This window comes from uncultured Rhodococcus sp., from assembly GCF_963525155.1.
Lineage (GTDB): Bacteria > Actinomycetota > Actinomycetes > Mycobacteriales > Mycobacteriaceae > Rhodococcus_F > Rhodococcus_F qingshengii.
The window spans coordinates 44255-57708 of record NZ_CAURKP010000008.1; the positions used below are offsets into that span (position 1 = coordinate 44255).

The following is a 13454-nucleotide window of genomic DNA, read 5'->3' on the forward strand; positions in this document are numbered from 1 at the left end:
GCGGTCATCCCCTCGCGTGTGATTGCAGCACAGCACCGGTCAAGCCATCAGCCTCGAACGTATGCCCAGGTAGCCACCCGAGCAAGGTCACGCGGCCAAGGCCTCCTGTTCAACTCCCCTTCAACATCGCTTCCATCTGAGTGATTTCCGCCTGCTGACCGGCAATGATCGCTTCTGCCATCTTCTCCGCCGACGGGTCGAGCCCGTTGTCGAGTTCGGTCTGGGACATGGTGATGGCACCCTTGTGGTGCTCGATCATCATCGTCAGCCACAACTTGTCGAACTCCGCGCCACTGGCATCGGTGAGGGCGGTCATGTCGTCGGCCGACATCATTCCCGGCATCTCGGCCATCCCGACGCCGTGTCCCGCGTGCGCCGACTCATCCATGCCCTCCATCGAACTCGACGAAGGCTCGGGGCGTCCCCACTCCGTCAACAATTCGGTCATCTGAGCCATCTCCGGGCCTTGCGCTGCCTCTATCTGCGCTGCAAGAGAGAGAAGTTCGGCATTGTCGGTTCGACCGTCGACCATCCTGGCCATGTCCAATGCCTGCGCGTGATGCGGGTACATCCCTTCGAGAAACTCGATGTCGGCGGCATTGACACCCGCAGGAATCTCCGACTGCGCTGCAACACTGGTTGTTTCGGAAGAATGGTTGATGCTCTCCCCGGAGTTGTCCGAGCATCCGGCAATCAACAGTGCTGCCGCTGCCACAACCGGAACGAACCGCGCGGCGCTCTTCCTGACCGTCAAAGACATGTTTTCACTCCCGAGAATAGATTCTGTTCGATATGCACTGCACCACAATTGATTTGACAAGAATGCTGCAAATGCACAGTTGCCACGTTACCGGCGAAAATCCACCGCGAAGCCCGATAACCGGCTCGAACAGGCTTCCTTCATCGAATCTTCACAGTCGAGTGGAAACCACCACGCGCCAGCAATGCAGACACGCAGTCGACTAACCTCGGTCTGATGAGCGCCGAACTACGACCTGGCGAGGAACCGGGGCGCGTTCTTGTCGTCGACGACGAGACTGCCCTCGCCAAGGTTGTCGCCAACTATCTGACACGCGAAGGATTCACCGTGCGCCTCGCCCACGACGGGCCGAGCGCAGTACGTTCGGTGCGCGAATTCGAGCCCGCGCTGATCGTGCTCGACCTGATGCTCCCGGGCTTCGACGGTCTGGAAGTCTGCCGGCGGATCCGTACGTTTTCCGACGCGTACGTCCTGATGCTCTCCGCCCGCGGTGACGAGTCGGACAAGGTGACCGGACTGGCAGCTGGCGCAGATGACTACGTGGTCAAACCCTTCGGCCCCCGCGAGTTGGTTGCGCGAGTGAAAGCACTGCTCAGACGGCCACGTGCGTCGAGTTTGCTGCCGGAAGCGCTGCCGACGCCTCCCGGTCTCGACATCGACGTCCTCGCCCGCACCGTGCATGTCGACAACCACTCTGTCGATCTCACTCCCACCGAGTTCGCGTTGCTCTCCGCCCTCGCTACCCGACCTGACGCGGCCTGGAGTCGGGCCGAGATCATCGCCTCGGTGTGGGGCTCGTCCTGGTACGGGGACCAGCACATCGTCGACGTCCATGTGCGTGCATTACGCCGCAAACTCGGCGACGACGCGACCGATCCTCGGTTCATCAGAACCGTCAGGGGCGTCGGATACTCCCTGAGGTCGTCATGAACGCGGTCGTCATGAACGGGGTCGTCATGAAGAAACTCGGGCTACGCGGAAAACTGCTGCTGGCGCAGCTTGTCGTCCTGTTCGTCTCCTGCCTCGCCATCGCCGCCGTTGCCATTGCCGTCGCTGCCCCGCTCTTTCACAACCACCTCATGATGGCCGGCATCGAAGACTCGAATGTCCGTACCCACACCGAAGAGGCATTCGCTCAGACCATGACCATTGCACTGTTGTGCGGGATCGCTGTCGCACTGGTAGGCGCAGGCATCGCCGCGGTCTACATCGTCCGACGCATCACGGCCCCGATCTCAACGCTGGCGGAGGCGGCGCAAAGCGTCGCAGACGGGAACTTCGACGTGACTATCGGCAGGTCCGACGTAGATGCCGATTTCACGCGTCTCGAAACTGCCTTTGCCGACATGGCGGCACGCCTTGATCATTCGGATCGGGTCCGCAAACGCCTGCTTGCCGATCTTGCCCACGAATTACGCACTCCGGTATCGACTTTGGCTGCGTACGTGGACGGCATCGAGGATGGCGTCCTCCCCACGGACAACACTTCATGGTCGGTCATGCGCGATCAACTCGAAAGACTGCGTCGGCTCTCTTGCGATCTGGCGGACGTCTCCGCGGCCGACGAACACGCTCTCGAACTCGATCGCCGAGATGAGAAGATCGACGACATCGTTTGCAGCGCAACGGCAGCAGCGGCGCCACGTTTCGCCGAGCGTGGAGTCGAATTGACGACCGCTCTGTCTCCGCAACCGATCACGGCCGAGGTCGATCGCCAACGAATCGAACAGATCCTCGCCAATCTGCTCGAAAACGCGTTGCGGCACACTCCGAGCGGAGGTTCGGTGACGGTGACACTCGCACGGGAAGGTGACCACCTCTCGGTGTCCGTCACCGACACCGGTGACGGAATTCCCGCAGACCAACTCGAATCAGTCTTCGACCGTTTCCATCGCGGTGATCGATCCGACGGTTCCGGTTTGGGGCTCACGATTGCGCGCAGCCTCGCGCTCGCACACGGCGGCGATCTGTCGGCGCTCCGAAACGAGCAACCTCTCGGCAGCACGCTGATCCTCACCTTGCCGACAGGTTTCAGGCTGCCGCTTTGAACGGATCGTGCTCGGCGATCAGCTTCTCGAGTCGAGCCTCGTCCACTCGAACCCTGACAGTGGATGCCTCCTGCTGATCACGAATCACCTTGGCCAACGTGAACGTACTGGTGACCAAGAACAGCAAGGACATTCCGAGAAATCCGCGTTGCCACGCATCGATCGGAAGATACGCAATTCCGAGGAGGGTGCCGACAAAACTGACGGCAAAGGCTATTCCGGCCTGAAGATAGAAGGCTGCAGTGGTCTTCGAGGGTGTTGTCGGTGTGCTCATGCTTCGAAGTCTGCTCGCCCATCCCGGCACTCGGATGCGTAGTCCTACTCGAGTGCGCACGGTACTTCCCCGGCAAAAATCAGATGCCGTCACCCATCCTGGTGGATAGTCTCGGTCCGGTATCCGGAGTTGTTCCAGAACAGTCAGACGGCAGGAGTGATCGATGACCCGCAGACATATCGCCATGGTGAGCATTCCGGCACCGGGCCACGTCAATCCGAGCCTGGCGATCATCGCGCGTCTCGTCGCCGCCGGTCACCGCGTCACCTATGCCAACGACGAGTCGATGCGTGAGATCATCGAGGCGACCGGGGCCGAATTCGCACCGTACGTCTCCACGCTGCCCAGCCTCGTCCCTTCTCCCGACGGCGCCGAACCGGAGAAGAGTTGGGACGGGGATCTGATCGATCAGTTGACGATTTTCCAGGACGATTACGAGTCGATGCTGCCGCAGCTACGCCGAATCTACGAAGACGATCGCCCTGACCTCTTTCTCTACGACATCGCCGGCATTCCGGCACGAATACTGGCTCAGCAGTGGGGCGTTCCCATCATCCAGTTGTCGCCGACGTACGTTGCCTGGGACGGTTACGAAGCCGACGCCGCACCGATGTACGACGAAATTCGTTCCGATCCGAGAGGCGTCGACCTGCTCGATCGGGAGACCCGGTTCTTCCGCGCCGAAGGCGTCGAGGTCGATCCACGTGAGTTCACCGGACGCCCACCCCGTGCAATCGTGCTGATCGCAGAATCGATGCAGCCCAACGCCGATCGCGTGAACCGCGACGTCTACACGTTCGTCGGCCCCGCACTCGAACCGAGCAGTCAACCTTGGGTGAACCCGGATCCCGAACGCAAGCTCTTGTTGATCTCGCTGGGTTCAGCATTCACCGATCATCCGGATTTCTACCGCACCTGCGTCGAGGCTTTCGGCCAGATGGACGGCTGGCACGTCGTCCTCCAGATCGGAAAGCAGGTGCAGATCTCAGATCTCGGACCATTGCCCGACAACGTCGAAATACACCGTTGGGTACCGCAGTTCGCGATTCTGCAGCAGGCCGACGCGTTCGTGACCCACGCCGGTATGGGCGGATCCAGCGAGGGACTCGTGACCGGGACACCCATGATCGCAGTGCCGCAAGCCGTCGATCAGTTCGGCAACGCCGACTCGCTCGTCGACGCCGGTGTCGCAGTACGCGTCGACAGCGCTACCGTCACGGCAGTAGAGCTTCGTGAGGCGCTGACTCTGGTGAGCGCCGACGAGTTCCGCCGACGCAGCGCGGAGTTGGCAGAAGAACTCGCAGCGGCGGGCGGTGTGTCCCGTGCCGTCGAATTGATCGAAGCCGCTCTACCCGGCAGCGGGCCCAGATAATGTCTGCTACCAGTGCCAGGCGTCGCCACCCACGTTCTTGATGGTTCGCTGCAGCACAGTGATGGTGGTGACAAACTCCTCTTCGGTGATTCCCTGCATCCGCTCTTCCTGCAGCATCTGCTGTACCCGCGCGGCGCGATCGAACTGCTCGGAGCCCGCATCAGTCGGGCGAAGGACAGACCCGTCTTCGCGCGCCCACCCCAGTTCGAGGGCAGAGTCGACGGCGTCATCGATCACGTCGGTGGATTCGTTCGGACCGATCGTCCGCAAGAGGACAGCGCGCTCCACCCCTTCAGGGTGCAGCGAAAGTTGGTGCAGGACCCACCACCCCGGCTGGGTGACGCCGATCGCTTCGAGTGCTCCGCGCGTGCGCGTGCGAATCGCTTCACCGGCTCGCGCGGTCCAGAATCCGATCGGCTGGTTGGCCGGTGGCTGCATCGCTTGTTTGTTCATGCATACGACGATAAAACCTCAACGGAAGTTGAGGTCAACCACCAGCGAGGTGAAGTTCTACATATGTTGCGTGATTGCTCTGCCGATAATGCGGGCGGCGTCGGGGAACTCACCCGGGTTCGGTCCGGCGTAGTTGAGCCGCAAGAACTTTCCAGTCGGTTCTGCCGGGAACCAATCGTCACCGGCCCCGACGATGACGCCGGCCGACCGGCAGTCCTGCACCACGCGTTCGACGTTCGTGGTGTCCGGGAGCCGAAGCCAGAGGTTGAGTCCGCCTTTCGGTACGGCGTCGAGGTGAGCGTCCGGCGCATGCTCGCGCAGACTCGAGACGAGGAGGTCGCGTCTGGCCTCGAGTTGGTGACGAAGCCTGCGCAAGTGCGTTCGCCAGGCCGGTTGGGTCACGACGTCGAGCGCTACCGCTTGCAGCATCCCGCTGACGTACATCGAATCTGCCTGTGTATCAGCCAGAATCCGCTCGTACGCCGGACCCCGAGCGATCAATCCGGCAACTCGCACCGATGGGGACACGCTCTTGGTCAGCGCACGAAGGTAGACGACGTGACCGCTGTCGTCTCGTGCAGCGATGGGGCTGGGATCTGCGGTGATTCCGAAGTCGAGCGCCGAACTGTCCTCGATGAGGAATGCGCCGTGCCGACGGACGGTGTCGAGAACCTTGTCAGCCAACGACGGCGACCACAGCGCTCCCGTCGGACTCGCGAAGCTCGGTTGTGCGTAGAACGCACGGGCACCGGTCTGTTCGAATGCACGCGAAAGCTCTTCAGGATCAGGCCCGTTGGCGCCGCTGGAGATCGGAATGACCGTGACTCCTGCCTGCGCGGCGGCCAGGATCGCACCCCAGTAGGTCGGCGATTCCATGAGCAACGGACGCCCCTCCCCCACCAATGCGCGGAAGGACGTCGCAAGCCCGCCCTGACTGCCCGGAAGTACAACCACGTCGTTCGGCCCCGGCGGCGTGATCCCGGCAGGAGTGGCGGAACCCAATTCGGAGGCAAACCAGGACTGCAGTTCCGGAAGCCCGGCAGCGAGGGGCCGATTGAACACGGCGTCGGTTCGCGTCGCCCTGGTGAAGGCTGCACGAACCAGACCTTCCGGCAACAGCTCTCGGGCCGGATAGCCGGAATGCAGCGCGATCACGTCGTTGGAGGAGGACTGCAGCGCCATGGGCAACTGCAGACGATAGTTCGGCGATCCGAGCGCCGCTGTCTGCCACCCGTAGTCGTTGGGTCGCACGACGCGCGCCGCGCGCACGAAGGTCCCCACACCGGGACGAGCCTCCACAACCCCCTGAGATACCAGTGTTCGCAGCGCCTTCTGCACGGTGACCGGACTCGCCCCGTGCAGGCTGACGAGCGACCGAGTGGACGGAAGCTTCGCGCCTGGAGGAGCCGTCGCGATCCACTCGCGCAAGGCTGCGACAATCCTCGAACTGCTATCATTGGACATGTCGAATCATAGTAGCGCTACTCTTCTTTCGCCGCTAGCGCTATCGCGAATCAATGTCCGTTTCCAGACCGAACCCTGAGGCGCCCTTCTCATTTGAAACACAACTCGCCCACCCGAACCGGAGAGGTACGTAACCGCGTGAACACACCCATCGATCAGGCCCGCAAGCTCGAGAATGTCAGGTACGACATCAGAGGGCGAATTCTCGACAAGACCGAAGAACTCGAGGATCAGGGACACACGATCCTGCGACTCAACGTCGGCAATCCGGCCCCCTTCGGGTTCGAAGCTCCGGACGAAATCATGATGGCCATGATCCGCAATCTCCCTACCGCGCAGGGATATTGCGATTCTCGCGGACTGTATTCGGCGCGCACTGCGGTGGTCCAGTACTACCAGACGCGGGGTATCACCGACGTCACCGTCGACGAGATCTATCTCGGAAACGGTGTGTCCGAACTGATCACCCTGACGATGCAGGCCCTCTGCAATCCAGAGGACGAGATCCTGATTCCCGCTCCCGACTATCCCTTGTGGACGGCTTCGGTTTCACTTGCCGGCGGCACGCCCGTCCACTACCTCACCGATGAAAGCCAAGGCTGGGCACCGGACTTCGACGATCTGGAAGCTCGGATCACGCCGCGCACCCGAGGGATTGTCGTCATCAATCCCAACAATCCGACGGGCGCCGTCTACTCGACGGAGGTGCTGCAACGCTTCGTGGATCTAGCGCGCAAACACGATCTGATGCTCTTCGCCGACGAGATCTACGAAAAGATCGTCTACGACGGCCGATCCATGACAAACCTTGCGACGATGACCGGGCGAGACGTTCTGTGTCTGACGTATTCGGGACTGTCCAAGGCCTACCGCGTGTGCGGATTCCGAGCCGGATGGCTGGCCATCACCGGACCACTCGAGCGGGCGTCGAGCTTCATCGAAGGCATCAAATTGCTGGCCAACATGCGAATGTGTGCCAACGTGCCGGCGCAGCACGCTATCCAGACTGCACTCGGCGGACGCCAGTCCATCGAGGACCTGTTGCTTCCACAAGGTCGGCTGACGGCCCAGCGCGATCTCGCACACACCACGCTCAACAGCATCGACGGGATCAGTTGCCAACAGGCCGACGGGGCGCTGTACCTGTTCCCCAAGCTCGACGTCGACAAGTTCGGCATCGTCGACGACGAGAGGTTCGTTCTCGATCTACTGGAATCGGAGAAGATTCTTGTCAGCCACGGTCGCGCGTTCAATTGGATCGAACCCGATCACTTCCGGTTGGTGACTCTCCCCAACACCGACGATCTCTCGACGGCACTCGAGCGACTCGGCAACTTCCTCAGTTCCTACAACCAGTAGCTCTGGGTACCGGGCCCACATACGACTGAACGCCGACCGGATTTCCGGTCGGCGTTCAGTGGTGAAAATCAGCAGGCGATCAGGCAGTGACGATCGCGTCGAGGGCCGAGTAGAACAAGCCCAATCCGTCGTCACTGGGACCGGTGAGAGCCTCGGTGGCGTGCTCGGGGTGCGGCATCAAACCGACGACCCGGCCGTTGGCCGAGGAGATGCCGGCGATACGACGCTGCGAGCCGTTGGGGTTCTCCTCCGAGTAACGGAAGACGACGCGGCCTTCGCCCTCGAGTTCGTCGAGAACCTTCTCGGACGCCTGGAAGCGACCTTCACCCGACTTGAGGGGGATGAGGATCTGCGCGCCGGCCTCGTATCGCGAGGACCACGCCGTGTTGTTGGCTTCGACCGTCAACCACTCGTCGCGGCAGATGAAGTGCAGACCCTGGTTACGGGTCAGGGCACCGGGCAGCAAACCTGCTTCGCAGAGGATCTGGAAACCGTTGCAGATGCCCAGGACCGGCATGCCGCCCTTGGCTGCTTCCACAACCTTGCCCATCGCGGGAGCAAAACGTGCGATCGCGCCGCAACGAAGGTAATCGCCGTACGAGAATCCGCCGGGAACGATGACCGCGTCGACACCCTTGAGGTCTGCATCGCCGTGCCAGAGTTCGACAGCTTCACCGCCGGCCAGGTTCACTGCCCGCGCCGCGTCGATGTCGTCGAGCGTGCCGGGGAAAGTGATTACTCCGATACGTGCGCTCATGCCTCGACTCGCCTGACGGTCCAATCCTCGATCACCGTGTTGGCCAGCAGGCCTTCGGCGATCTTCTCGAGTTCGGCGTCTTCGACACTGCCGTCGATCTCCAACTCGAACCGCTTGCCCTGACGGACATCGGATACTCCTGCAAAGCCCAGGCGAGACAGTGCCCCGACAATTGCCTGTCCCTGGGGGTCGAGAATCTCGGCCTTGGGCATGACTTCGACGACGACACGGGCCACGTGCTGCTCCTCGGTACTAGTGCGCGAACCCGGAGTGAAACGCTCGGGTGATGGCCAGTTTACCGGGCGGACCCGAGATGGTTCGCATCGAGTGATCGGGGCGTGACGGCCACCACCTGTGAAACCCGCCTGCGAGTCCCTTCGGGGCGGCGCATACTCGAAATCATGCGACTGACACATTTTGGCCATTCCTGTGTGCTCGTGGAGTTGAACGGCTCGAAGATCCTCTTCGATCCCGGCAACTTCTCGCACGGATTCGAAGGCATCACCGGCCTCGACGCCATCCTCGTGACACATCAACACCCCGATCACGCCGACCCTGCGCGGCTGCCCGAACTGGCCGAAGCGAATCCCGACGCCGTGCTCTACAGCGATCCGCAGACGGCTGAAAAGCTCGGTGGGCGCTGGACCGGCGTCCGGCCGGGCGACCGGTTCAGCATCGGCGACGTCGAGGTGACCGGAACGGGCGGAGAGCACGCAATCATCCATCCGGACCTACCGATGATCGACAACACCGCGTTCCTCCTCGGTGACGCCACCAACCCGGCACGGTTCATGCATCCCGGCGATTCCCTCTACGTCCCCGAACAAAAGATCGACGTTCTCGCCCTCCCCGCCGCCGCACCGTGGCTCAAGATCTCGGAGGCCATCGACTACCTCCGCGCGGTGGCGCCGCGCGTTGCGGTTCCCATTCATCAAGCGATCATCCGCGACGAGGCCGCAGGCATCTTCTACGGTCGCTACTCGGAAATGGCTGCCGACGGCACCGAGTTCCGAGTTCTCGGCGAGGAGTCGAGCGTCGAAGTCGCCTGATTCGGTTCTCACGCACTCACATCGACGATGATCCAGCCGGTGCTCGTGCCACCGGCTGCGTCGGTGAGTGTGTAGAGAATCCTGTCGGTGCCTGCCTTCGTTCCGGCTTCGAACACCACTTCGCCGTTTTCGAGCTTCACGGTGCCACCGAGAAGTGACGTCGCCCCGACGCCGGTCACTTTGATCGAATCTCCGTTGCTGTCATGATCATTCGCGACGGCGTCGACGGTGACTGTGCCGCCTGAGCGGACCCGCGCGGTGTCGAGTGCGGCGTACGGCGGGATCGGGCTTGCCGTGTACCGACCGACGTCGTCGAGTCGAGCCGAGGCAACCTCCGCCGCATCGACGATGGCAGCGAATTCGGTGCCGTCGAAGCGCGAGAGGTCGTTACCGTTCATGATGGTCGATCCCTCGGCTCCGCCGCCGTGGTAGTCGTCGGCATAGAAGTTGTGGCCCAACTCGTGGCGGAGAACGCGGCTGAAGTTGCCGTCGGACTCGGCACCGACATGCGCGTAGCTGTGGTCGAGTTCGAACTTCGAGTAGTAGGCATTTCCGCCACCGGATGCGCACACGACGGTCGCCTGATCGACGCTCGACCCGACCTGATCGGACCACAGATCTTCCAACTGCTCGAGATTTTCACAACTGCTCGAGTACGGATCACCGGCGGAATCTGCCCGTAGGACAACTCGACCGAGGGCCGGCCGAATCCCGACGTCTCTGATCCAGATGGCAGCGGTGCGGGCCATTGATTCCTCGGCCCGATCCAGAGCGACGGCGGGACTGCCTGCGCCGTGCGCGGAGTACCACTCGCCACTGAGGTCCAGTCCCACCACGAACTGCTTGACCGTCTTGCCGACCCTTGCGGCCGAGGCCGGCGCAATGGCGGCGGTGGGCCACTTGGGTTTTGCGTCGATCGGCGCCGTGCTGCGACCGACCACGTCGGATCCGACGAACTCGAGCGAAGCACCACGATCGAAAATCACCTGCCCTCGCAGTGTTCCGGCGGAGTCGACGATGGCCGAGACTATTGCGTCCGGACGCCCTTCCACGCTGCCGATGTACGAACGGGGCGCCGGGATCACCGCGTCGGTCAGCTCTCCGTCGCTGTCTTGCACAGCCATCGAGAACTCGGATCCCCGCAGGTTCATCTTGTGAAGGCGCAGTGTGAGTTGCTCACCTTCATCGTCGACGGTTGCGGTGCGGACGCCATCGCTCGATCCGCTCGACCCGCCGTCGACACTGCCCGTCGGCAGCGTGTGAACCGCGCCGGTCGGAGCGGCAGACGCGAGCGCCGGAACGAACGCAGCACAGACTACTGCGCCCACAGCCACGGCGAAAAGACCCTCGGCCGACTTGGAGAACACTCTCGTGCGCATGGCGAGATTCCGATCCCATCTACTAGCGGCAGATTAACTGCACGCACTCTAGCAGTGGGAGAGTTGGCTGACCCAGCGCTCTAATTGAACGTCCGTTTTATGCGATTTTGACCCACTCTGCACTACTACCAGCAAGGAAGTGGAGAAACGCGAAGAGTCTGCCCGCTCGGACAACCCGGACAGATGACATAGTCTCGTAGCTATCAAATAGTTGCCAACTGCCGAATTCAGGCAGCGCCGAGCTCCTGAGACGGGGAGTTCCACCGATACACCTGCGAGTCGGCTTCGTGGAAGAGGGCAAGGTCGACGGCGTCGAGGACGGCCTGACGTGGGCCCTCGTTTCCCAACTGCTTGGCCGTGATCGACAATCTGACCAGTCCCCCACGTTTGGCGGCACGCCCGGCTCCGAGAACCAATGCGCGACACCACCACGGCTCGGCCTTGAAGCCTTCGCCGATCCCGAAAACCCTTCCCCGTTGCAAGGTTCCGCGGGTCAGATCATGTACTGCCCCGAGGCCTGCCATCGTGCGAAAGCCCGTCTCCGGCAACACCGACATGGCACCGGGCGATGCCACCCAGCGCGGCGGTGCGAACACCCGGGTCCGAAGGCCTGCATGCTCGAGAACGCGGTCCGCAGCGAGTAGTCGCAGTTTCGCTTCGTGCTTCGACAGAGTGGCGAACTCGGCTCGGCGACGCTTGGTCGCGGCCTGGTCGTAGCCGTGCAGAACGATGGCATCGCCGTGCTCGCGACGCTCACGCAGCCAAGCCGTCGTCACCGCGTCGTCGGCCAGTCGGTATTTGTCCTTCAGTCGCGGCGCCACCAGGAGCGACAAGCGGACACCTCGAGTGTCCATCTCGTCTGCGAATCCGGCAGCGAGATAACATGTCTCGTCTCTGATTCCGGATACCGACACGATCAGTTCTGCGGACATACTCCGATAGTGGCAGCTGTGGGTGAACAGCACACTGCCGCCGGATGATCATCCGGCGGCAGTTTTCAGCGCACCTACTGGTTCTTGGAAACCTCTAGTTCTTGGGAAGCGCAGCTTCGATCGCGGCGACAACCTCGGGTGCGTCAGGCTCGGTCCGCGGACGGAAGCGGTTGACGACGGTGCCGTCCGGTCCGATCAGGAACTTCTCGAAGTTCCACTGAATGTCTCCCGCAGCGCCTTCGGCGTCGGCCGCCTTGGTGAGCTCGGCGTACAGCGGATGCTGGTTTTCGCCGTTCACCTCGATCTTCTCGAGAAGCGGGAACGTGACGCCGTAGGTAGTGGAGCAGAACGTCTCGATCTCTTCGGCGGTACCCGGTTCCTGCCCCATGAACTGGTTGCACGGGATACCGATCACGGTCAGACCGCGATCGGCGTACTCGCTGGCCAGCTTCTCGAGCGCCGAGTACTGCGGGGTCAGTCCACACTTGGACGCGACGTTGACCACGAGGACGGCGCGGCCGTCGTATTCACCCAAAGAAGTGGGCACGCCACCGAGGGTGTTGATCGCGATGTTCTGTACTGGAGTTGTCATAGGCTCCAACTTAGCGACTCTCTCCCGCACCGCTCCTTCGCGCACTGCTAATTCGACGCTCCGAGAATGCGATCGAGGTCGTCCAGAACGGTGAGGCCGCCGAGCGGTCCGACGCCGGTGATCCAGTAGGACATGTCCACCAGATGCGGGTTCGGGAAGAATCCGGCGTTGTCTGCCACGGCCTTCGGCATCGTGCCGGCATCGGCCGGTTTCGCGGAGGTGACCAGGATGAGGTCGGCGTTGGCTCCGGAGACGAATTCCGGGGAGAGGTCGACGGAGATCGAGTTCTCCCAGTCGCGTGCGGGAATCGTGAGTCCAGCACATTCGAGAGTGCTTCCGGCAAACGACGTGGGTCCGTACAGCGTCAGAACGTCGTCGCGTGGGCGGATCAGCTGAGCGGTCTTGCCCTCGGTGCTGTGCTTGCTCGCCACTTCCTCGCAGCGTGCCGTGTAGTCACCGAGCAGTTCACCTGCCTGATCGGTCTTGTTCAACGCCTCTGCGACGAACTGGACGTTGTCCTGCCACGGATCGGTCTGAGTTGCCATGTAGACGGTCGGCGCGATGGCAGCGAGCTGCTCGTACATATCACCGTGCCGCGATTCCGTTCCGATGATCAGGTCCGGGCTCAGTGCGACGATCTTCTCGAGGTTCGGTGCCGCGACGGTTCCGACCATCTCGATCTCCGCCGCCTTCTCACCGAGGTACGCCGGAACGCCGGTCGTCTCGCTGAGTACCGCGGTGCCCACGGGAATCACGCCCAGCGCTACCGACGTGTCGAGCTGAACCGGCTCGAGCACGACAACTCGCTGTGGATCCGTCGGTACGTCGGTGGTTCCGCGGGCGTGGGTGACCGCGTGCACGGTGTCGGCAGACTGACTGCCGGTATCCGTCTTGTCGTCACTGCCACACGCCGTTGTCGTTGCCACGATGGCGGCGAGGACGAAACCACCCAGCACGTACTTCGCCCGCGAGTTACTGCGTTTCATTCCCAACACTCCTGTTACCGACTGCTTCC

15 protein-coding genes are annotated in these 13454 nt (G+C 62.3%); 5 read left to right on the top strand and 10 right to left on the bottom strand.

The genetic code is table 11. The annotated features are described in order from the left end of the window. Positions 1-109: 109 nt before the first annotated feature. Positions 110-760, bottom strand: coding sequence for a DUF305 domain-containing protein (locus RWT78_RS03550; protein WP_054188009.1), 651 nt, complete (start codon positions 758-760; stop codon positions 110-112). Between the two features lie 216 nt (positions 761-976). Between RWT78_RS03550 and RWT78_RS03555 the strand changes: the two genes are divergently transcribed. Both RWT78_RS03555 and RWT78_RS03560 read left to right on the top strand, forming a co-directional pair. Then, the gene (locus RWT78_RS03555; RefSeq protein WP_314673978.1) at positions 977-1690 is read left to right on the top strand and encodes a response regulator transcription factor; all 714 of its coding nucleotides are present in this window, start codon (positions 977-979) and stop codon (positions 1688-1690) included. Continuing rightward, the gene (locus RWT78_RS03560) at positions 1687-2808 is read left to right on the top strand and encodes an ATP-binding protein (protein ID WP_314673981.1); all 1122 of its coding nucleotides are present in this window, start codon (positions 1687-1689) and stop codon (positions 2806-2808) included. The genes RWT78_RS03555 and RWT78_RS03560 overlap by 4 nt, the downstream gene beginning before the upstream one ends. On the opposite strand, the gene RWT78_RS03565 is transcribed toward RWT78_RS03560, so the two are convergent. Beyond that, positions 2792-3082 carry a YiaA/YiaB family inner membrane protein gene (locus RWT78_RS03565; protein ID WP_003945505.1) on the bottom strand — a complete coding sequence of 97 codons (291 nt, stop codon included), beginning with the start codon at positions 3080-3082 and terminating at the stop codon, positions 2792-2794. The two genes, RWT78_RS03560 and RWT78_RS03565, sit on opposite strands and share 17 nt — an antisense overlap. A gap of 163 nt (positions 3083-3245) precedes the next feature. On the opposite strand from RWT78_RS03565, the gene RWT78_RS03570 reads away from it, so the two are divergent. Next, on the top strand, positions 3246-4454 hold the full coding sequence (locus RWT78_RS03570) for a macrolide family glycosyltransferase (protein WP_218749186.1): 1209 nt from the start codon (positions 3246-3248) through the stop codon (positions 4452-4454). A gap of 6 nt (positions 4455-4460) precedes the next feature. Here RWT78_RS03570 and RWT78_RS03575 read toward each other — a convergent pair whose 3' ends face one another. Further along, positions 4461-4907, bottom strand: coding sequence for a MarR family winged helix-turn-helix transcriptional regulator (locus RWT78_RS03575; protein ID WP_007734451.1), 447 nt, complete (start codon positions 4905-4907; stop codon positions 4461-4463). Between the two features lie 57 nt (positions 4908-4964). Further along, on the bottom strand, positions 4965-6371 hold the full coding sequence (locus RWT78_RS03580) for a PLP-dependent aminotransferase family protein (RefSeq protein ID WP_314673987.1): 1407 nt from the start codon (positions 6369-6371) through the stop codon (positions 4965-4967). Positions 6372-6509: 138 nt separating this feature from the next. Between RWT78_RS03580 and RWT78_RS03585 the strand changes: the two genes are divergently transcribed. Further along, positions 6510-7730, top strand: a complete 1221-nt coding sequence (locus tag RWT78_RS03585) for a pyridoxal phosphate-dependent aminotransferase (protein ID WP_314673989.1) — start codon at positions 6510-6512, stop codon at positions 7728-7730. A gap of 79 nt (positions 7731-7809) precedes the next feature. Here the strand turns inward: RWT78_RS03585 and purQ are convergent, their stop codons facing one another. Both purQ and purS read right to left on the bottom strand, forming a co-directional pair. Then, complete coding sequence (gene purQ / locus RWT78_RS03590) at positions 7810-8487, bottom strand: phosphoribosylformylglycinamidine synthase subunit PurQ (protein WP_003945887.1); 678 nt, start codon at positions 8485-8487, stop codon at positions 7810-7812. Next, positions 8484-8723, bottom strand: a complete 240-nt coding sequence (purS, locus tag RWT78_RS03595) for a phosphoribosylformylglycinamidine synthase subunit PurS (RefSeq protein ID WP_003945817.1) — start codon at positions 8721-8723, stop codon at positions 8484-8486. The genes purQ and purS overlap by 4 nt, the downstream gene beginning before the upstream one ends. 165 nt (positions 8724-8888) lie before the next feature. Here purS and RWT78_RS03600 point away from each other — a divergent pair, with 165 nt between their 5' ends. Continuing rightward, positions 8889-9536, top strand: a complete 648-nt coding sequence (locus tag RWT78_RS03600) for an MBL fold metallo-hydrolase (RefSeq protein WP_054825454.1) — start codon at positions 8889-8891, stop codon at positions 9534-9536. A gap of 8 nt (positions 9537-9544) precedes the next feature. Here the strand turns inward: RWT78_RS03600 and RWT78_RS03605 are convergent, their stop codons facing one another. The 4 genes from RWT78_RS03605 to RWT78_RS03620 form a co-directional block, all read right to left on the bottom strand. Beyond that, positions 9545-10915: an Ig-like domain-containing protein gene (locus RWT78_RS03605; protein WP_054188012.1), complete on the bottom strand. Its 1371-nt coding sequence runs from the start codon at positions 10913-10915 to the stop codon at positions 9545-9547. Positions 10916-11142: 227 nt separating this feature from the next. Beyond that, the gene (locus RWT78_RS03610; RefSeq protein WP_007734443.1) at positions 11143-11847 is read right to left on the bottom strand and encodes a DUF2334 domain-containing protein; all 705 of its coding nucleotides are present in this window, start codon (positions 11845-11847) and stop codon (positions 11143-11145) included. A gap of 94 nt (positions 11848-11941) precedes the next feature. After that, positions 11942-12439 (bottom strand): glutathione peroxidase, encoded by a 498-nt coding sequence (locus tag RWT78_RS03615; protein WP_003945816.1) that lies wholly within the window; start codon positions 12437-12439, stop codon positions 11942-11944. A 47-nt stretch (positions 12440-12486) separates the two neighbouring features. After that, complete coding sequence (locus tag RWT78_RS03620; protein ID WP_003945813.1) at positions 12487-13425, bottom strand: ABC transporter substrate-binding protein; 939 nt, start codon at positions 13423-13425, stop codon at positions 12487-12489. Positions 13426-13454: the final 29 nt, after the last annotated feature.